Source organism: Streptomyces indicus (genome assembly GCF_900100315.1).
Classification (GTDB): domain Bacteria; phylum Actinomycetota; class Actinomycetes; order Streptomycetales; family Streptomycetaceae; genus Streptomyces; species Streptomyces indicus.
This window is the reverse complement of the sequence record NZ_FNFF01000007.1, coordinates 130509-148617: the sequence shown is the minus strand read 5'-3', so window position 1 is coordinate 148617 and position 18109 is coordinate 130509. Positions and strand designations below refer to the sequence as shown.

The 18109-nt window shown below is 71.0% G+C and carries 15 protein-coding genes; 8 read left to right on the top strand and 7 right to left on the bottom strand.

Features of this window, described 5'->3' with window-relative positions; translation table 11 throughout:
• Positions 1-87 precede the first annotated feature (87 nt).
• Together BLT97_RS19085 and BLT97_RS19080 are read left to right on the top strand one after the other, a co-directional pair.
• Positions 88-3402, top strand: coding sequence for a S8 family peptidase (locus tag BLT97_RS19085; protein WP_093611804.1), 3315 nt, complete (start codon positions 88-90; stop codon positions 3400-3402).
• A 114-nt stretch (positions 3403-3516) separates the two neighbouring features.
• On the top strand, positions 3517-4299 hold the full coding sequence (locus BLT97_RS19080; protein WP_093611802.1) for a group II truncated hemoglobin: 783 nt from the start codon (positions 3517-3519) through the stop codon (positions 4297-4299).
• Between the two features lie 39 nt (positions 4300-4338).
• Here the strand turns inward: BLT97_RS19080 and BLT97_RS19075 are convergent, their stop codons facing one another.
• Positions 4339-5256 carry a helix-turn-helix domain-containing protein gene (locus BLT97_RS19075; protein ID WP_093611800.1) on the bottom strand — a complete coding sequence of 306 codons (918 nt, stop codon included), beginning with the start codon at positions 5254-5256 and terminating at the stop codon, positions 4339-4341.
• Positions 5257-5410: 154 nt separating this feature from the next.
• Between BLT97_RS19075 and BLT97_RS19070 the strand changes: the two genes are divergently transcribed.
• From BLT97_RS19070 to BLT97_RS19050, 5 genes are all read left to right on the top strand, one after another.
• Entirely contained in the window at positions 5411-6454 is a 1044-nt protein-coding gene (locus BLT97_RS19070; RefSeq protein ID WP_093611798.1) for an NAD(P)-dependent alcohol dehydrogenase, read from the top strand.
• A 188-nt stretch (positions 6455-6642) separates the two neighbouring features.
• Positions 6643-7575, top strand: coding sequence for a ketopantoate reductase family protein (locus BLT97_RS19065; protein ID WP_093611796.1), 933 nt, complete (start codon positions 6643-6645; stop codon positions 7573-7575).
• Positions 7576-7925: 350 nt separating this feature from the next.
• Entirely contained in the window at positions 7926-8816 is an 891-nt protein-coding gene (locus BLT97_RS19060) for a LysR family transcriptional regulator (RefSeq protein ID WP_093611794.1), read from the top strand.
• Positions 8817-8899: 83 nt separating this feature from the next.
• A complete protein-coding gene (locus tag BLT97_RS19055; RefSeq protein ID WP_176953826.1) occupies positions 8900-9808 on the top strand; it encodes an alpha/beta hydrolase fold domain-containing protein in 909 nt (302 codons plus the stop codon).
• Between the two features lie 71 nt (positions 9809-9879).
• On the top strand, positions 9880-10575 hold the full coding sequence (locus BLT97_RS19050) for a hypothetical protein (protein WP_093611792.1): 696 nt from the start codon (positions 9880-9882) through the stop codon (positions 10573-10575).
• Positions 10576-10642: 67 nt separating this feature from the next.
• Here BLT97_RS19050 and BLT97_RS19045 read toward each other — a convergent pair whose 3' ends face one another.
• The 6 genes from BLT97_RS19045 to BLT97_RS19020 all read right to left on the bottom strand — a co-directional run bounded on the left by BLT97_RS19045 (position 10643) and on the right by BLT97_RS19020 (position 16516).
• Positions 10643-10870 carry a hypothetical protein gene (locus tag BLT97_RS19045; RefSeq protein ID WP_093611790.1) on the bottom strand — a complete coding sequence of 76 codons (228 nt, stop codon included), beginning with the start codon at positions 10868-10870 and terminating at the stop codon, positions 10643-10645.
• Between the two features lie 67 nt (positions 10871-10937).
• Positions 10938-12227 carry a glycoside hydrolase family 18 protein gene (locus tag BLT97_RS19040; protein WP_093611788.1) on the bottom strand — a complete coding sequence of 430 codons (1290 nt, stop codon included), beginning with the start codon at positions 12225-12227 and terminating at the stop codon, positions 10938-10940.
• A gap of 332 nt (positions 12228-12559) precedes the next feature.
• Positions 12560-13222 carry a peptide-methionine (S)-S-oxide reductase MsrA gene (gene msrA, locus BLT97_RS19035; protein ID WP_093611786.1) on the bottom strand — a complete coding sequence of 221 codons (663 nt, stop codon included), beginning with the start codon at positions 13220-13222 and terminating at the stop codon, positions 12560-12562.
• 98 nt (positions 13223-13320) lie between these two features.
• Positions 13321-14442, bottom strand: a complete 1122-nt coding sequence (locus BLT97_RS19030; protein ID WP_093611784.1) for a hypothetical protein — start codon at positions 14440-14442, stop codon at positions 13321-13323.
• A 200-nt stretch (positions 14443-14642) separates the two neighbouring features.
• Positions 14643-15662, bottom strand: a complete 1020-nt coding sequence (locus BLT97_RS19025) for a BtrH N-terminal domain-containing protein (RefSeq protein WP_245769412.1) — start codon at positions 15660-15662, stop codon at positions 14643-14645.
• Positions 15659-16516, bottom strand: coding sequence for a MerR family transcriptional regulator (locus BLT97_RS19020; RefSeq protein WP_093611782.1), 858 nt, complete (start codon positions 16514-16516; stop codon positions 15659-15661). Before BLT97_RS19020 ends, BLT97_RS19025 begins: the two co-directional genes overlap by 4 nt.
• 232 nt (positions 16517-16748) lie before the next feature.
• Between BLT97_RS19020 and BLT97_RS19015 the strand changes: the two genes are divergently transcribed.
• Positions 16749-17918 carry a cystathionine gamma-synthase gene (locus BLT97_RS19015; RefSeq protein WP_093611780.1) on the top strand — a complete coding sequence of 390 codons (1170 nt, stop codon included), beginning with the start codon at positions 16749-16751 and terminating at the stop codon, positions 17916-17918.
• Positions 17919-18109 lie beyond the last annotated feature (191 nt).

The following is an 18109-nucleotide window of genomic DNA, read 5'->3' as shown; positions in this document are numbered from 1 at the left end:
CAACCGAACTCCCCGAGCGACCGTCCTAAGTGACGCGAACTACGGATATCAGGGGGAGAGTTGCGCAGACACGTCAAAAGAGCGGGTATGTCCACGGTCGCCGTAGCGGCGGCCGTGGCACTCGCGGGGGGAATGACCGCACCGGCGTCCGCGGCGAAGCCGCAGGCGACCGGGCAGAGCGCGGCGGACGGGTCCGGCGGGTCCGGGCACCACCGCGTCCGGCTGATCACCGGTGACCGGGTGGTCGTGGACGCCGAGGGCAAGGTCGTCGGCATCGAGCGGGCCGAGGGGCGCGAGAAGATACCGGTGCGCGTCCAGCGCTCCGCCGGACACACGCTCGTCGTGCCGTTGGACGCACAGCAGTTGATCGCCGAGGGCCGGCTCGACCGCAGGCTCTTCGACGTCACCGAGCTGAGCAAGGCCGAGAGCCGCAAGGCCCATCGCAAGGGCCTCAAGCTGATCGTCGGCTACCAGGGCGCGGCGGCCGGCGCCCGGTCCGATGTACGCGACGCGGGCGGCACGACGGTGCGCAGGGTCCTCAGGTCCCTGAACGCCGAGGCCCTGACGACACCCGAGGACGACACCCCCGAGATCTGGGCGGCCCTCACCCGGGAGCGCGGCGACGGCCGCACCACGGCCAGCGGTGTCGCCAAGGTCTGGCTCGACGGCGTCCGCAAGGCGAGCCTGGACCGCAGCGTCAAGCAGATCGGCGCCGACAAGGCCTGGGCGGCCGGCTACGACGGCAAGGGCGTGAGGATCGCCGTCCTCGACACGGGCGTCGATGCCGCGCACCCGGACCTGAAGGACCAGGTCGTCGCCGCGAAGAACTTCTCGGCCTCGGCCGGTACGGGGGACAAGTTCGGCCACGGCACGCATGTCGCGTCCATCGCCGCCGGTACGGGCGCCAAGTCGGGCGGCAAGTACAAGGGCGTCGCGCCCGGCGCCGAGCTGCTCAACGGCAAGGTGCTCGGCGACGACGGGTCCGGCGACGACTCCGGCATCATCGCCGGCATCGACTGGGCCGTGGCCCAGGGCGCGGACATCATCAACATGAGCCTGGGCGGGGCCGACACCCCCGGGATCGACCCGATGGAAGCGGCCGTCAACAAGTACGCGGAGCAGAACGGCGTCCTGTTCGCCGTCGCCGCGGGCAACGACGGCGAGTACGGGGACCGGACGGTCGGCTCGCCGGGCAGCGCCGACGCCGCGCTCACCGTGGGCGCCGTCGACCGCTCCGACAAGCTCGCCCCGTTCTCCAGCAGGGGCCCGCGCGTCGGCGACGGCGGCCTGAAGCCCGACGTGACCGCTCCCGGCGTGGGCATCGCCGCCGCGGCCGCACCCGGCAGCCTCATCGACAAGGACCCCGAGGTCGCCCACCCGGCGCCGGGCTACCTGGCCATTTCGGGTACGTCGATGGCGACTCCGCATGTCGCGGGTGCCGCCGCCCTGCTCAAGCAGCAGCACCCGGAGTGGACGTCCAAGGACCTCAAGTCCGCGCTCACCGGCTCCGCCAAGGGCGGCGCGTACACGCCGTTCCAGCAGGGCACGGGCCGTATCCAGGTCGACAGGGCCGTCCGGCAGGCCGTGTTCGCCGAACCCTCGCCGCTGGCGTTCGGGGTGGCCCGGTGGCCGCACACCGACGACCCGAAGCTGACGAAGCAGCTCACGTACAAGAACACGGGCACCGAGGACGTGATCCTCGATCTCGCGGTGCAGGGCTACAACCCCAAGCGGCAGGCCGCCCCGGCGGGCTTCTTCACGCTCGGGGCGACCAAGGTCACGGTGCCGGCGGGCGGCACGGTCTCCGTGGACGTGGTCGCCGACACGAAGCTGGGCGGCACCCTCGACGGCGCGTACTCCGCGGTCGTCACGGCGAGCGGCGGCGGCCAGTTGGTGCGCACGGCCGCGTCCGTGCAGCGCGAGAGCGAGTCGTACGACGTGACGCTCAAGCACATCGGGCGGGACGGGCGGCCGACGGCGGACTTCCGCACCTTCCTCACCGGGTTCCTGGGCTCGGGCGAGGGCCTGGAGCTGGAGCTCGACGACGCCTCGGGCACGGTCACCGCGCGTGTGCCCAAGGGCAGTTACGCCCTGAACGCCCTGTTCACCAAGGACCCGGTGACCTTCAAGGGCGGTGTCGACTGGCTGGCGCAGCCCAGCCTCACCGTCACCAAGGACGTGACGCTGACGCTCGACGCCCGTACGGCGAAGGCCCAGAACATCACGGTGCCGGACGCCTCGGCGAAGCCGTGGTTCGCGTACACCTCGTACGCCTACGAGCGGTCCGGCTGGGACTTCGGTCTGGCGACGGACTCCTTCGCCGACCTGCGCACCGCCCACCTCGGCCTGCCGCTGTCCGGGCTCAGCCAGCAGTGGAGCGGCACCTGGACCAAGGGCGCGGCCACCGAGTACGACATCTGGTTCGCCGCCAAGCCGGTGAAGTTCCACGCCGCCACCCGGCACTTCAAGGCCACCGACCTGGCCACGGCCAAGGTCGGCCTGGGCGCGTCCGTCCCCGGCAGGACCGGCGTCCTCGCCGCGCTCGCCGACAGCCCCACCGGCGGGAACATGCTGGGCCGTCCGATCGAGCAGAAGCTGCCGGGCACCCGCACGGTCCATCTGTCCACGGCGAACGGGGCGGCCTGGAACCTGGAGTTCGGCCAGGTGCGCGGACGCACCCCGGAGGGCGAGCTGCTGGCCGACGCGCTCTACGACCTCGGCACCCCGCAGGTGCTCAAGGCCGGCAAGACGTACACGAAGACGTTCAACACCGCCGTCTTTGGGCCGAAGGTCAACTCCGAGCTGGGGGTGTTCCGTTCGGGCAACGACATCAACGCCGCCGTCGCGGTGTTCTCCGACGGGCAGAACCACTCAGGCTGGGCGCCGCACAAGTCGGGCAGCACCCAGCTGTACCGCAACGGCACCAAGCTCCGTGAGTGCGCGCGGCCGCTGGACGAGTGCCTCTTCAAGGTGCCGTCCGCGGAGGCCTCGTACAAGCTGGTCTCCTCGGTGCGGCGCGACCTGTCGGTGGCGCGGGTGACGAGCCGCGTCACCCTGACGTTCACCTTCAAGTCCAAGAAGACGGCCGGGTTCACGAAGCTCCCCGTCTCGGTGGCCCGCTTCGCGCCGAAGACGGCGCTCGACTCCACCGCCCCCGCGGGCGCGAGGACGAGCATGCCCGTGACCGTCCAGGGTGCCGCGGCCGGGAAGAACCTCAAGTCCCTTTCCGTATACGTCAGTTACGACGCCGGCAAGAACTGGAAGAAGCTCACCGTCAAGAACGGCAAGGTCGAGTTCAAGAACCCGGCCAAGGGCAAGTCGGTCTCCTTCCATGCGAAGATCAGCGACAAGAAGGGCAACACCACCGCCATGTCGGTCTACGACGCGTACTACGGCAAGTAGGCGCACGTACGAGCAGAGGTGGTTCAACTGCCGTAGTACGCCGGTGAGTTGAAGCGGCCCGCAGGAACCCGCGGTGGTTCCTGCGGGCCGCCCTCGTGACGTAGCGTCCGGGGCATGAGCAGCAGCCGGACTGTCGAGTACATCCGCTACACCGTCGCCGCCGACGGCGCCGAGGAGTTCATCGCCGCGTACGCACGCGCCGCGGAGTCCCTCGCCGCCTCCCCGCAGTGCGTGGACTACGAGCTGCGCCGGTGCGAGGAGGAGCCCGAGAGCTTCATCCTGCGCATCACCTGGACCTCCACGCGCGAGCACATGGAGACCTTCCGCGCCTCGGCCGAGTTCCGTGCGTTCTTCGCCGAGGTCGGCCCGTACGTCAAGGACATCGCCGAGATGCGGCACTACGCGCCGACCGGTGTGGCCGGGCAGGGCGCGGCGGTGCCCTCGCTGTACGCCTGGGCCGGCGGCGCGAAGAGCTTCGAGCGGCTCACCGAGGCCTTCTACGCCAAGGTCGTCGCCGACGACCTGCTCGGCGGGCTGTTCCGCGACCTGCCGCACGAGCACGCCGGACACGTCGCGCTGTGGATCGCTGAGGTGTTCGGAGGCCCGAAGACGTACAGCGAAGAGCTGGGCGGGCACCGGCACATGGCCCTGAAGCACCTCGGCAAGCACATCACCGAGGCGCAGCGGCGGCGCTGGGTGAACCTCCTGCTCGATGCCGCCGACGAGGCGGAGCTGCCGGGCGACCCCGAGTTCCGCTCGGCGTTCGTCGCGTACGTCGAGTGGGGCACCAGGATGGCGCTGTACTACTCCAACGACGCCTCCGACGAGGACTGCCCGCCCGACCAGCCGATGCCGGCCTGGGGCTGGGGAGTGCCGGGCGGGCCCTACCGGCCCTGAGGCCGCCGCCGCGTACGTGCCGCCGCGTACGGGCGCGGATCAGCCCTGGGCGTGGTCCGTACGGTCGGCGGTGGTGGCGTCCGTGCCCCAGCTGATGAGCAGCCGCAGCGCCTCCGCCGAGGGGGAGCCGGGCTCGGCGCTGTACGTCGTCAGGTACTGCTCGGCGTCGTCGGCCAGGCTCAGCGTCTCGAACGCGAGGGTCAGCTCGCCGACCAGGGGATGGCTGAAGGTCTTCGTGCCGTGCCCCTTCTCCTGCACGTCGTGCGCGGCCCACAGCCGGCGGAACTCCTCGCTCTTCACGGAGAGCTGTCCGACGAGCGCGGAGAGCTCCGGATCGTCGGGGTGGCAGCCCGCGTCCATCCGCAGATAGCTGACGACGTCGGCGGACTTCTGGTCCAGGTTCTTCCGGAACAGATCCCTGATCTGCTGGTTCAGGAAGATCATCCGTGACCAGTTGCGGTCCTCGGCCGGCCAGGAGGCGAAGTCGCCGAAGAGCGCGGCGGCCGCCCGGTTCCAGGCCAGGATGTCCGTACGCCGCCCCACGACGTACGCCGGCACCGTCTCCATCGCGTCCATGAGCTGCTGCAACGCGGGCCGCACCTGCTGGCGGGCGCCGCCCTTGCGCTTCTTCTTGTGCTGCTTGGGCTTCGTCAGGTGCAGCAGGTGCGCGTGCTCGGCGTCGGTGAGCCGCAGGGCGCGGGAGATCGCGTCCAGGATCTCCGTCGACACGTTCGCCCCGTTCCCCTGCTCCAGGCGCGTGTAGTACGCCACCGAGACCCCGGCGAGCTGGGACAGCTCCTCGCGTCTGAGGCCCGGCACACGGCGCCGGTGCCCGTAGTCGGGCAGCCCCACGTCGGCGGGCTTGATGCGGGCCCGGCGGGTGCGCAGGAACTCGCTCAGCTCCGCGCGCCGGTCGAGCGCGGGGTCGGGGGATGCGGCGGATTCCTGCTCACTCATGCGTTCCAGTATCCCTCCGGCGTACGCACGGATCCTGACCCTGCCAGTAGTAGGAACACGGGACGTAGGCACGACAGAGGGCTGGGTAGCCCTCTGCGGCTCCGGCAGGCTGATCAGCGACCGGAAGATCGAACCCACGAGGGGAACCCCGACCATGAGCACCACCGTCGCCGCCTACGCCGCCCCCGCCGCCAACGCGCCCCTGGAGCGCACCACCATCGAGCGCCGGGCGGTGGGTGCGCACGACATCCTGATCGACATCAAGTTCGCCGGTATCTGCCACTCCGACATCCACCAGGCCCGCGACGGCTGGGGCGAGGGCATCTTCCCGATGGTGCCCGGCCACGAGATCGCCGGTGTCGTCAGCGAGGTCGGCCCGGAGGTCACCAAGTACAAGGTCGGCGACAAGGTGGGCGTCGGCTGCTTCGTGGACTCCTGCCGTGAGTGCGAGTACTGCGAGCAGGGCCTGGAGCAGTACTGCGTGCAGGGCATGACGGGCACGTACAACGCGCTGGACAAGAACGGCGAGCCCACCTACGGCGGCTACTCCACGCACCTCGTCGTCGACGAGAACTACGCCGTCCGCATCCCCGAGGGCCTCGCCCTCGACGTGGCCGCGCCGCTCCTGTGCGCCGGCATCACCCTCTACTCCCCGCTCAAGCACTGGAACGCCGGCCCCGGCAAGAAGGTCGCCATCGTCGGCCTCGGCGGTCTCGGCCACATGGGCGTCAAGATCGCCCACGCGCTCGGCGCCGAGGTGACGGTCCTGTCGCAGTCGCTGCGCAAGAAGGCGGACGGCGAGCGCCTGGGCGCCGACCACTACTACGCCACCAGCGACCCGGCGACCTTCGAGGAGCTGGCCGGCACCTTCGACCTGATCGTCTCCACGGTCTCGGCCCCGCTGCCGCTGGACCAGTACCTGGGCCTGCTGAAGGTCGACGGCGTCTTCGCCAACGTCGGCGCCCCCGAGGAGCCCGTGTCCCTGAACCTCTTCTCGGTCATCGGCGGCCGCAAGACCCTCGCCGGCTCGATGATCGGCGGCATCGCGGAGACCCAGGAGATGCTGGACTTCTGCGCGGAGCACGGCTTCGGCGCGGAGATCGAGGTGATCGGCGCCGAGCAGATCAACGAGGCGTACGAGCGGGTCCTCGCCTCGGACGTGCGCTACCGCTTCGTGATCGACACGGCGACGATCTGACCGCCTTTGCCGGTACGTGAGTTGAGTCCGTTCGCGCGGGCGTGAGGTGGGCCCGGTCTCCTGCGGGAGGCCGGGCCCTTCGGCTGTCCGGGATCCGGTCTCGGTGTAGGCACCACCGAGACCGGGTGGTTCACTCGGGGCGGAACGCGATCCCTCCGCACGGGACGCGGAACGCGAAAGGAACTCGCATGAAGATCCTGGTAGTCGGAGCCGGCGCCACCGGCGGGTACTTCGGTGCGCTGCTCGCCCGCGCCGGCCGCGACGTGACCTTCCTCGTACGTCCCGGACGCGCCGAGGTGCTGCGGGCGCGCGGCCTGCGCATCACCGGCAAGGGCACGGAGGACTGGGCGCCCCTGGAGCCGCAGCTCGTCCTCGCGGAGGAGATCTCCGCCCCGTACGACCTGATCCTGCTCGCCGTGAAGGCGACGACGCTGGAGGAGTCGGTCGCGGCGCTCCGGCCCGCGGTCGGGCCCTCGACGGTGATCGTGCCGTTCCTCAACGGTCTGGCCCATATCGACCGGCTCACCGCCGAGTTCGGCGCGGACGCGGTGCTCGGCGGGACGGTCAAGGTGGTCACCAAGCTCTCGCCCGAGGGCGACATCGTCCGCATGGCGGCCATGTCCCAGCTGACCTTCGGGGAGCAGAAGGGCGGCATCTCCGAACGGGTCGCGGCGATACGGGAGATCCTCGACGTGCCCGGCCTCGACGCCGTCGCGTCCCCGGACGTGTACGAGGCGATGTGGTCGAAGTGGGCGTTCATCGTGACGATGGGCGCGCTCACCTGCCTCGGGCGGGGCACGGTCGGCGAGGTGAACGCCGTCCCCGGTGGCCCGGAGCTCGGCCCGGCGCTCCTGGCGGAGGCGGCGGCGGTCGCCGCGGCGGCCGGACACCCGGTCCCGGAGGCCGACTTGGCGGGCAGCACGGCCGTGGTCACGGCGGCGGGCTCGCCCCTCGTCCCCTCCCTCTACCGCGATGTCGTGGAGGGCCGTCGCACCGAGGCGGAGCACCTCTTCGGCGATCTGACGTCGCGGGCGCGGCAGTTGGGCGTCGCGACGCCGCTGCTCGATCTGGCGACGGTTCAACTGCGGGTGCATGAGCGCCGGGTGGCGGCCGGGGGCTGAGCCTGGTCGGGCCCGAGGGCGTGGCTGATGCAGCTGGCGTGGCTGACGTGGCTGGGGCACCCTCCCCCGATGGGGTGCCCCAGCCGTCCCCCGTTCCCCCCGTCCGTGGGGCGGCTCACCTGTTCAGGCGGCCTCCACGCATGCCAGAATCGCCCGGTCGTCGCGGCAGCGGCGGCCGGCCGGTCGGCGGGAATCCAGCTTTCCGGAACCGGGCCGCGACAACAACAGCAGTTCGCTGCACACAGCGTTCATCCGAACTGAACGATGCGCGGGCTTCGCAGGCAGCCGAAGTCTTCAAGTGAGGACGGGCCGACGACAGTCCGACCCATCGCCATGACACGGGGAACATCGTGGAACTCCGGGACATCGAGATCTTCCTGACACTGGCGCAGGAGCTGCACTTCGGCCGCACCGCCGAACAGCTGCGCCTCTCGCCCGCGGCGGTCAGCCAGTCCATCGCCAAGCAGGAACGCCGCATCGGCGCCAAGCTCTTCGAGCGCAGCAGCCGCCAGGTGCGTCTGACCGCGCTCGGCCGGCAGCTGCGCGACGACGTCCAGGCGATCCCCGCAAGCCTCCAGCGCAGCCTCGACCGGGCCGCACTCACCGCCAGCGGCAAGACCGCCATGCTGCGGGTCGGCATGATCGGCGACAACGCGTACGACCTCAAACCGTTCTGGGACGCCTTCCGCGCCCGGCACCCGCAGTGGGAACTGTCCATCCGCCGCTCGTCGTTCATCGACCCGTTCGCCCCGCTGCGCACGGGTGACGTCGATGTCCTCGTCGCCTGGCTGCCGGTCGAGGAGCCCGACCTGACCGTCGGCCCGGTCATCTGCGCCGAGCCGATGGTGGCGATGATGGCCGCCGACCATCCGCTGGCCCTGGACAAGAAGGTGTCCATGGAGATCTTCGGCGACCACGGCCTGTTCGGCGCCGGCGTGCCACTGCCCGCGTACTGGGAGGACGCCTACATGCCGTTCGCCACGCCCTCGGGGCGCCCCATCGAGCGGCGGCACACGGTCACGGCCTGCGAGGAGGTCCCGGCGATCGTCGCCACCTCGCACGCCATCGACATCACCAGCGCCCATGTCGCCCGCTATGGCGCCCGGCCCGACCTCGCCTACCTGCCGATCCCGGACGCCCGTCCACTGCGCTGGTCCCTGGTCTGGCACACGGAATCGGAGACGGAGCCGGTACGGGCACTGGCACGCGTCGTACGGGAGATGGGCCCTTTCACGGAGTGAACTTCCGCTCCCGCCTGCGACCTGCCCCGCCCGCACCAAAAGACGCTTGCCCGAGGCCCCAACTCCAGATCAACCTCTGGATCATGAACATCACGCGCATCCCCGCGACACCGGACCCCGCAACCGCCGCAGCCGAAGTGGCCGCCGCACTCCAGGGGATCGCCTCCCTCGACCTCTCCCTGCCGCCGGGCGCGGACGGAGCCGGGGAGCTGCCGGAACTCGACGCCCCGGGCGTCTGGGTCGCGGCGGCCGGCGCCTCGCTCGCCAACGGTGTCATCGTCTACGCCCACGGGGGCAGCTTCGTCTCGCGTATGCCGGAGCTCATCGCCCGCTACGCCCACCGACTCTCCGCGGCGACCGCCCGTCCGGTCTTCGTCTCGCACTACCGCCTGGCGCCCGCGGACCCCTACCCCGCGCCCCTGGACGACGTGGTGCGGGCCTACGAGCAACTCCTCACCGCAGGCGTCCCCGCCTCCAGCATCGCCCTGCTGGGCGAATCCTCGGGCGGCGCGCTGGTCCTGTCGGCACTCCTCCGCTTGAAGGAGACGGGCCGCGACCTCCCCGCGACGGCCCTCACCATCTCCCCCCTCACGGACTTCACCCTTGCCGCCCCCTCCATCGACGAGGCACGCGAACCGGGCGTGGACCGCGCCCTGTTGACCCGCATCACGGAGGCCTACCTGGCGGGCGCCCCGCGCGACGAGCCGCCCCAGTCCCCGTACCACGGCGACCTCGGCGCGCTGCCGCCGCTCCTGATGCTGGTGGGCGGCGCGGAGGCCTTCCTCGACGACACCCTCCGCTTCGCCCGGGCGGCGTCGGCGGCGGGCACGAAGGTCGAGGTCGACCTCCACGAATCCCTGACGCACGCCTTCCAGATCACAGCGCTGACCCCGCAAAGCCCTACGGGGGAGCGGCTGTTGGCGCGCATGGCCGGGTGGATCGACGAGCGCCTGGGCGACGGAGCGTCCCGAGCGCGGCCGGCGGGCGCATGACGCGAACGCGGGTGGGCGCACGGCCTGAACGCGCCCACCGCAATCCACCATCCACCCGTCACCATGGAGACATGGCCTCAGCCACCCCGAAAACCCAACCCCTCCACGACCTCACGGAACGGCTCGCGCACGTGCGCTGGATGACCGGCGGCACGGCTTCCGGAAAAAGCACGCTGACGCGCTTATTGGCCGACCGCCACGACGTGACGGTCTACAGCAGTGACCGAGCGGAACACGCGTGGCTGGAGCGCTGCACCCCGCACCGCCACCCGCACTTCACCGCCCTGCGCGCGCTGCCGCCCGGAGGGATGTGGCACGGCCGCAGCGGCGAGGAGGTGTTCCGCACGATGCCGAGCCTGCACGGCGAGACGGTCGGCTTCCTCGTCGAGGACCTGCTGGCGCTGCCGGCCGAACGCCCGGTCCTGGTCGACTACTTCGGCATCCTGCCGCACCACTTGGCCCCGCTCGTGCGCGCCCACACCCAGGCGGTCTTCCTGCTCCCGACCCCCGAGTTCAGGAGGGCCACCCTTACTTCCCGCTACGCCGATACGACCCGCAGGAGGGCCACCTGGGGCTCCGAAGACCTCACCACCGCCCTCACCAAACGCCTGATCCGGGACGCCCTCTGGGACGAGGAAGTCCGCACGCAATCAGCCTCAGCATCGGCTCCGCAGAGCTTCCTGACCCTCACGATCGACGGAACACTCCCGGCACCTGCCCTGGCCGACCGGCTGGCCGCCCACTTCGGCCTCGGCTCGGCCCCGTAGGCTCCGGGGCCACTTCGTTACCCGGGAGCCTTGCCGTGCTTCAGCCGCCAGTAGCTCACCGCACTGCTCAATGCTCCAGTGAACGGTCCTGGTCGAGCCATGTCTCCCAGCGCATGTGGGGAGCCGGGCACAGCCCCGCGTCCACCGCCTCCTCGTAGGACTCCGGTTCACCGAGGACCACGCAGCTTTCGTACACCGGCTGCACCGCGTACCAGCCGAGGGTGAGGAGCGCGACGAGGAGCAGGGCGTAGGCGAGGTGTCTCGGGCGGGGTGGGCCGGCTATCGGTCTGATCATGGGCGGGATCGTACGGCGGGGCTGTGGGTGCCGCCCCAGCTCGCTGCGAATGCCGCGGGGCCACCGCCTATCGCAGCCCACTGTCGATCTCGGCCATCAGGGAGCCCTGGCTGTCGTCGCCGTCCATTGACCAGATGCCGATGCCGCCGAGGCCTTCGGCCTTCACGAATGCGGCCTTCTCCGCCATCACCTGGGCATCGTCAAGCGTCCAGAATGTGCTGCCGTTGAACAACCACGCAGCCTTGGCCGTGCTGTCCCAGTACCGGGTATAGCCGAGGTTGGTCAGGTTCTTGACGTTGCGGTAGTCGTCGGTCGCCGGTGCGGTGCCGGACTTCGCGACCTGGAACAGGCCATGGTCGGCGTTGGTGACGCCGGTCCATCCTTGGCTGTAGAAGGGGACGCCCAGCACCAGCCGGGCCGGATCGACACCACCGCCGTTGACGAAGTTGTTGAGATAGATCTCGCAGCTACGTGCGGTTTCGGACGGGTCGGCGGAATTCAGGTACAGCGCTGACTGATGGTTGGCGATCAACGGCGTTTCCCAGGCGCCATGCAGGTCGTAGGCCATCACCACCGCCCAATCGACATAGTCGAAGATCTTGGGAAGTTCGTATCCCGGGTTGATGCGGTAGGTGCTGCCGGCGAGAGCGGCGGTGAGCAGGTAGTACTTGCCGGTCTGCTGTCCGTGGAGGTTGAGTTGACGGCGGAACTCGGCCAGGAGCAGCGTGAAGTTCTGCTTGTCCTCCTTGCGGCCAACGGTGCCGTTCCCAGGCGAACCCGGATACTCCCAGTCGAGGTCGATTCCATCGAAGACTCCGGCACCGGAGCCGATCCCGCCTTGCGGCAGGCCGTCGGTCTTCGGGAGGTTTCCCTTGATATAGAGATCGATACAAGACCGGACGAACTTCTCGCGGGACTCCGGCGTGGAGGCCGCCTCGGAAAAGTACGTGGACCGGGATCCGCCGCCGATGGAGATGGAAGTCCGCAACCCGTACTTGGCCTTGAGCTTCTTGATCTGGTTGAAGTTGCCGGCCAGGGACTGATCCGGCCGATCGGCTACTCCGTCGACGCTGCGGCCGGAATCGAAGACCTTCTGATAGTCGTGCTTGGCGTCGCCTGTACCGAAGTAGCATTCGCCGCTCGGTGAGATGTCGCCGAATGCGTAATGAAGGTGGGTCAGCTTCGCAGCCGAGCCCTTTTGGTCCAGATCGCGGATCTGGAAGTTCTCACCGCTGAAGTCCGTCGCCGCACGGGAGAAGTAGCCGACCTTGCGTGAGGCCCCGGCGGCGTCGGCTGCTTGAGCGGGCAGCAGCAAAGATGCGGTGATGGCCAGGACCCCGACGAAAGCCAGAATCATGGGATGATGACGGAGTTTCATATGACGCAGGTCCCCCCTGGACTCAGAGCCTGACCTCACCCGTATCCAGGGCTCTCGGTCAGACCCCGGCATACTACTCAGGGCATCCACACCACCCGGCTCCCATATGCGTGCTGGCATGCAGACGTCTGCAGACGTGCAACTCCGGGTCGGGACCGTCCTCTTCGGGGGCCGAGGTGACGACGAAGATGTGGCTGTGGAAGGCACCCAGCGGTCCGCGTACTACCACGTGAAGGTGTGGGCGATCGGCGGGCCGCCGGGCCGTCGTGCGAGCCACAGTTCGGCCGGAGCGTCAGGGGCGGTGCCAGCACTCACCCATCAGCCTTCGCCACACCGATCGGGCAGGACACCCCCGTCCCCCCGATCCCGCAGTACCCGCCCGGGTTCTTGTCCAGGTACTGCTGGTGGTACGCCTCCGCCGGGTAGAACGGGCGGTCCGCCGCCGGGAGGATTTCCGTGGTGATCGTGCCGTAGCCCGACGAGGTCAGGACCTTCTGGTAGGCCTCGCGGGAGGATTCGGCCGCCTCCGCCTGGGCCGGGGAGTGGGTGTGGATCGCCGAGCGGTACTGGGTGCCCACGTCGTTGCCCTGACGGAAGCCCTGGGTCGGGTTGTGGCTCTCCCAGAAGAGCTTCAGGAGGTCCGCGTACGAGACGACCTCCGGGTCGAAGACCACGCGGACGACCTCGGTGTGGCCGGTGCGGCCCGAGCAGACCTCGTCGTAGGTCGGGTGGGGCGTGTAGCCGCCCTGGTAGCCGACGAGGGTGGTCCACACGCCGGGGGTCTGCCAGAACTTGCGCTCCGCACCCCAGAAGCAGCCGAGCGCGAAGTCGGCCACCTCGAGGCCCTCGGGGTACGGGCCCGCGAGCGGGTTGCCGAGCACGGTGTGCCGCTCGGGCACGCCGAAGGCCGGCTCCGGGCGGCCGCGGAGGGCTTCCTCCGGGGTGGGGAGCTGGGGGATGCGGCCGAAGATCATGGGGTTCCTCCAGAGGGGACGGGGAGCAAGGGCGCGGGCGGCTGGCGGGTGGGTGGGTTCCGAGGGGAGAACGTCCGCGTGGCCGGTGGGATTCCGCGTCAGTGCGGCAGCGTCGCCGGGCTGCCGCCGTTCGCCTCGTAACCCGCGACCGCCATCGCCCGGAACACCGCATACGCCGCGGCCGGGTCCGCGGACTGCGTCCACGGCAGGGCCCCCACGTGCCCGTCCACCGCGACGAGCTGCTGCATCGCCTCGCCCCAGCGCTCGGACCGTACGAGGAAGAAGACCAGGAGATGCCGTACGTGCGCGGCCATCGGGTCGTCGGGACGGGCCGAGTGCACCGCGAACTGGGCGCCCTCGATCGCGTTCCGCACCACCTCGCTCTGCCAGAAGCTGCTGACCGTCTGCACCTCGGGCAGGTGGTCGAAGACCGCGAAGAGGGGGAGCGCGGAGAGCAGGGAGCCCTGCGGCGCGCGGGCGGCCGCGGCCTCCGCGAAGGCGTAGGCCTGCTCGCGCGAGCCGTGCCACTTCTCGGTCGCGTAGTGCAGCGCCGCGAGGTGCGCGCCCATGTGCTGCGGGTCGCGGTCGAGGATCTTCAGCCACAGCTGGTCGAAGTCCGCACGCGAGTAGTTGAGGGCGCGGGCGATGGCGAGCTCGATGATGTACGGGACCGGGTCGCCGGGGGCGAGCAGCGCGGCCGCGCCGCAGGCCGCCTTGGCCTCCTCCAGGATGATCCGGTGCTCGTCGGTGCCGGGCGTGGCCGTGCGGAAGGCCTGCTGGACGAGGAACTCGGCGTGCACGGCCGCACCCCCCGCGTCCTTCGGCGCCTCGGCCCGCCACACCCTGAGCCACTGTCCGCCGGGCGCCTCGCTGACGCCGCCGGGACGCTGGGCCAGTTCCAGGGCGGCCGCGCCGGCGAAGGCCTGGACGCGCTGCCAGCGCAGCTCACCCTCGGCCGGGGTGCCGGCGAGCAGCTGGGACGCGGCCTTCCAGTTCTGGGTGCCCTGGACCACCTCGAGGACGTCGAGCAGGTCCTGGTCGGGGCCGGGCATCCGGATGTCCAGCTCCTCCTGCAGGGCGAATCCGTAGTTCGCCGGGTCCGCGGCGTCGGGGGCGCCGGGGCTGGTCAGGCGGATACCGCCGGTGCGCCCGCGGCGCAGGAACGGGGCGAGGGCGGCGCCGAGCATGAGCAAGGCCATCAGGACCCAGAGGATTTCCATGGTTCAAGGGTTCCAGATCGGCTGCGCAAACGGCGAGGGAGGTCGGGGGATGCGGTTTCCACGGTTTCCGTGGTTTCCGTGGTTTCCGCGGCGCCACAGGGCCAGAGCGCCGCAGGGCCAGAGGCCCAGAGCCTCAGAGCCCCACATCGGCGAGCCCCGAGTCTCAGGTGCCGCCCAGCCCCAGAAGCCGACCCCCAGTCTCAAAGGCCCTCCAGCCCCACCAACCGCCCCATCGCCTCCCGCTCCACCCGCGCCGCCTCCTGCAGCGCCGTACTCGCCGAGTCCAGGAAGTGCTGCTCGCCCGTTTCCCCTGCCTTGGCGATCAGTGCGGCGATCTCCGTCCACAGCCCCGCCGCCTCCGCGTACAGCGCGTGTCCGGCGCGCAGGTCCGCGCTGTCGGTCAGGGAGGAGGCCTCCGCGAGGAAGTCGCGGTACAGGTTCCTGAAGAGGGCACCGCCCGTGCCCGCGCGTTCCATCAGGAGCGCCGCCTGCGGCAGGTCGCGGACCGGGTCCGTGGCGCGGGCGAACCAGCCGGGCACCAGCTTCGCCGCCTTCTCGATGCCGCGGTGGCCGAGGTTGGTGATGGGCGGCCGGAGGAACGCCGAGGCGCACGCCGTGATCGCGGGGACGAGCCGCTCGCGCACCTCCACGCGCTCGGGCACCCGTACCGTGAACGACCGCGCCCGCGCCGTCATCGGCCCCTTCGCCGCCCGGGCCGCGGCGAGCGAGTCCAGCGAGGTGGTCACCGCGCCGCCCTGCTGCGCGGTGTCGACGAGATACGCCCGCTCCTGCGCCGGGTCGTACCCGTACAGCGCGACGACGTGCCCGCCGAAGTGCACCCGCGAGCCGAAGTACTCCAGGTGGTGGCTGTCGAGTTGGAGGCCGACGGGCCGACCGCCGTCGAGCGCCTCCGCCGCGTTCGACCAGGCCTTGCGGGCGGAGGAGGTCTCCCGTACGTCGAGTACGAGGCCGAGTGCCGCGGCGAGGTTCCGCGTCAGTTCGAAGGGCCGGACCCGGCCGCCGAAGAAGGGGAAGTCCAGGTACTTCGCGTCCCAGTAGACGAACGAGAGACCGGATCCGAGCCCGAACAGCATCGCCTCCGACAGGTCGAGTCCCGCATGCCGCAGCAGCACGCCGAGCGCGGTCGTCTCGCAGTGCTCCCCGCCCCGGGTGTCGACCCCGTCGACGAGCACGGCCGCCCCGGATCCCTCGTCCGTCACGCCACCGCCTCCTCTTCCTCCTCGTCCACCGCCACCACCAGCCGCGTTCGGTACTCCTCCACGGCCACGTCGTCCCCCGGCCCCACCAGGTACGCCTCCCGCACCGGCCCCCGCGCCGTCAGTCCCCGCTCGTGCACCGCCGTGAACAACGCGTGGTACGCGAGCGGCAGTTCGCCGTACGCGCCGCTGTGGACGGTCGACAGGACGGCCCCGCCGGCCAGCTCTTCCACGTCCAGCCCACCGCTGTCCAGCCGCTCGTCGCCCGGCCGCCCGCCGTCCACCCCCGCGACCCCCGCGACCTCCGCCCCCACCGCCACCGACACCCGCTCCTCCAGATCCAGCGGATACAGCCCCCACAGCGGCCCCTGCCACCGCACCCCGGACGCGCCCAGCAGCCCCGTCAGCCTGACCGCGCACTCGCCGACGGCCTTCCCCACGTCCGCCGCCGCGCACGTCGCCCGCACCACGGCGAGGCGGCGCCCGTGCTCCCGTTCGAGGGTCACCTCGTACGAGGGAAGTCCTTCGGCCACGCGCGACAGCATCCGCAGCCGCCCCTGGTCGCGGGTGATCCGCGCGGCGAGGCGGTCGCGTTCGCCGCGCAGGATCTTCGCGCGGGTGTCCGGGGCGCCGCTCGCCAGGGTCTCGCCGATCACCGCCAGCGGCAGGTCGAGGTCGCGCAGGAGGGCGATCGTCAGGGCGTCGCGTGCCTGGTCGGCCGCGTAGTAGCGGTAGCCCGTGGCCGGGTCGACGCGGACCGGTGCGAGCAGGCCGATCTCGTCGTAGTGCCGCAGCTGTTTGACGCTGAGCCGGGTGAGGCGGGCGAATCGTCCGATGGTGAGCAGTTCGTGATGCACGAAGCCATCGTGGACTCTCCCACCGGGGGAGAGTCCAGAGCGCGCCGCGGCAGCCGTACGGACCGTGCAGGACCGGGCGACTGGAGTACGCGGTGACGGGCAGCCCGGAGAGCGCCGTGACGTACACCCCGACGCACACCCCGAGCGCGCCGCAACCGACAGTCCCGAGCGCGCCGTAACCGACCGTCCCGAGCGCCCCGCAACCCCCGCCCGCCCGACTACCCTCGGCCCCATGAGCGACGAGCACAACACCCCCGGCGCCGTCCGGAGTTTCGAGACCCTGGCCATCCACGCGGGCAACACCGCCGACCCGCTGACGGGCGCGGTGGTCCCGCCGATCTACCAGGTCTCCACCTACAAGCAGGACGGAGTCGGCGGCCTGCGCGGCGGCTACGAGTACAGCCGCAGCGCGAACCCGACCCGTACCGCCCTGGAGGAGAACCTGGCCGCCCTCGAAGGCGGCACCCGCGGGCTCGCCTTCGCCTCGGGCCTGGCCGCCGAGGACTGCCTGCTGCGGACGCTGCTGGTCCCCGGCGACCACGTGGTGATCCCGAACGACGCGTACGGCGGCACCTTCCGGCTCTTCGCCAAGGTCGTCTCGCGCTGGGGCGTGGAGTTCTCGGTCGCGGACACGAGCGACCCGGCAGCCGTACGCGCGGCCCTCACCGACCGTACGAAGGTGATCTGGGTCGAGACGCCCTCGAACCCGCTGCTCGGCATCACCGACATCGCCGCCCTCGCGGACATCGCCCGCACCGCCGGCGTGAAGCTGGTCGTGGACAACACCTTCGCCAGCCCTTACCTCCAGCAGCCGCTCGCCCTCGGCGCGGACGTGGTCGTGCACTCGACCACCAAGTACATGGGCGGCCACTCCGACGTGGTCGGCGGTGCGCTGGTCACCGGCGACGCCGCGCTGGGCGAGGAGCTGGCGTACCACCAGAACGCGATGGGGGCGGTGGCCGGTCCGTTCGACGCCTGGCTGGTGCTTCGCGGCATCAAGACCCTCGCCGTCCGCATGGACCGCCACAGCGAGAACGCCACGAGGATCGCCGAGATGCTCACCCGCCACCCCCGCGTCACCCAGGTCCTCTACCCGGGCCTGCCCGAGCACCCCGGGCACGAGATCGCGGCCAAGCAGATGCGGGCCTTCGGCGGGATGATCTCGTTCCGCGTCGAGGGCGGCGAGCAGGCGGCCGTGGACGTGTGCAACAAGGCGAAGCTCTTCACGCTCGGTGAATCCCTCGGCGGCGTCGAGTCGCTGATCGAGCACCCGGGCCGCATGACCCACGCCTCGGCGGCGAACTCGCCCCTGGAGGTCCCGGCCGACCTGGTGCGCCTGTCGGTGGGCATCGAGGCGGCGGACGACCTGCTCGCGGACCTGCGCCAGGCGCTGGGCGACTGAGACCGCCGTGTACGGGGTGAGCGGCTCCCCGGCCGTTCACCCCGTACGGGCGCAGCACGACCGGCGGAGGCCCGCACGCGAACTCACCTCCGGCGGAGGCCCGCACGCGAACTCACCTCCTGCGGAGGCCCGCACGCGAACTCACCTCCTGCGGAGGCCCGCACGCGAACTCACCTCCAGCGGAGGCCCGC

What these genes read in the sequence shown, in the direction of transcription:
- BLT97_RS19085 (WP_093611804.1), top strand. Translation starts at nt 88, where the DNA reads ATGTCCACGGTCGCCGTAGCGGCGGCCGTGGCACTCGCGGGGGGAATG.
- BLT97_RS19080 (WP_093611802.1), top strand. Translation starts at nt 3,517, where the DNA reads ATGAGCAGCAGCCGGACTGTCGAGTACATCCGCTACACCGTCGCCGCC.
- BLT97_RS19075 (WP_093611800.1), bottom strand. Translation starts at nt 5,256, where the DNA reads ATGAGTGAGCAGGAATCCGCCGCATCCCCCGACCCCGCGCTCGACCGG.
- BLT97_RS19070 (WP_093611798.1), top strand. Translation starts at nt 5,411, where the DNA reads ATGAGCACCACCGTCGCCGCCTACGCCGCCCCCGCCGCCAACGCGCCC.
- BLT97_RS19065 (WP_093611796.1), top strand. Translation starts at nt 6,643, where the DNA reads ATGAAGATCCTGGTAGTCGGAGCCGGCGCCACCGGCGGGTACTTCGGT.
- BLT97_RS19055 (WP_176953826.1), top strand. Translation starts at nt 8,900, where the DNA reads ATGAACATCACGCGCATCCCCGCGACACCGGACCCCGCAACCGCCGCA.
- BLT97_RS19050 (WP_093611792.1), top strand. Translation starts at nt 9,880, where the DNA reads ATGGCCTCAGCCACCCCGAAAACCCAACCCCTCCACGACCTCACGGAA.
- BLT97_RS19045 (WP_093611790.1), bottom strand. Translation starts at nt 10,870, where the DNA reads ATGATCAGACCGATAGCCGGCCCACCCCGCCCGAGACACCTCGCCTAC.
- BLT97_RS19040 (WP_093611788.1), bottom strand. Translation starts at nt 12,227, where the DNA reads ATGATTCTGGCTTTCGTCGGGGTCCTGGCCATCACCGCATCTTTGCTG.
- msrA (WP_093611786.1), bottom strand. Translation starts at nt 13,222, where the DNA reads ATGATCTTCGGCCGCATCCCCCAGCTCCCCACCCCGGAGGAAGCCCTC.
- BLT97_RS19030 (WP_093611784.1), bottom strand. Translation starts at nt 14,442, where the DNA reads ATGGAAATCCTCTGGGTCCTGATGGCCTTGCTCATGCTCGGCGCCGCC.
- BLT97_RS19015 (WP_093611780.1), top strand. Translation starts at nt 16,749, where the DNA reads ATGAGCGACGAGCACAACACCCCCGGCGCCGTCCGGAGTTTCGAGACC.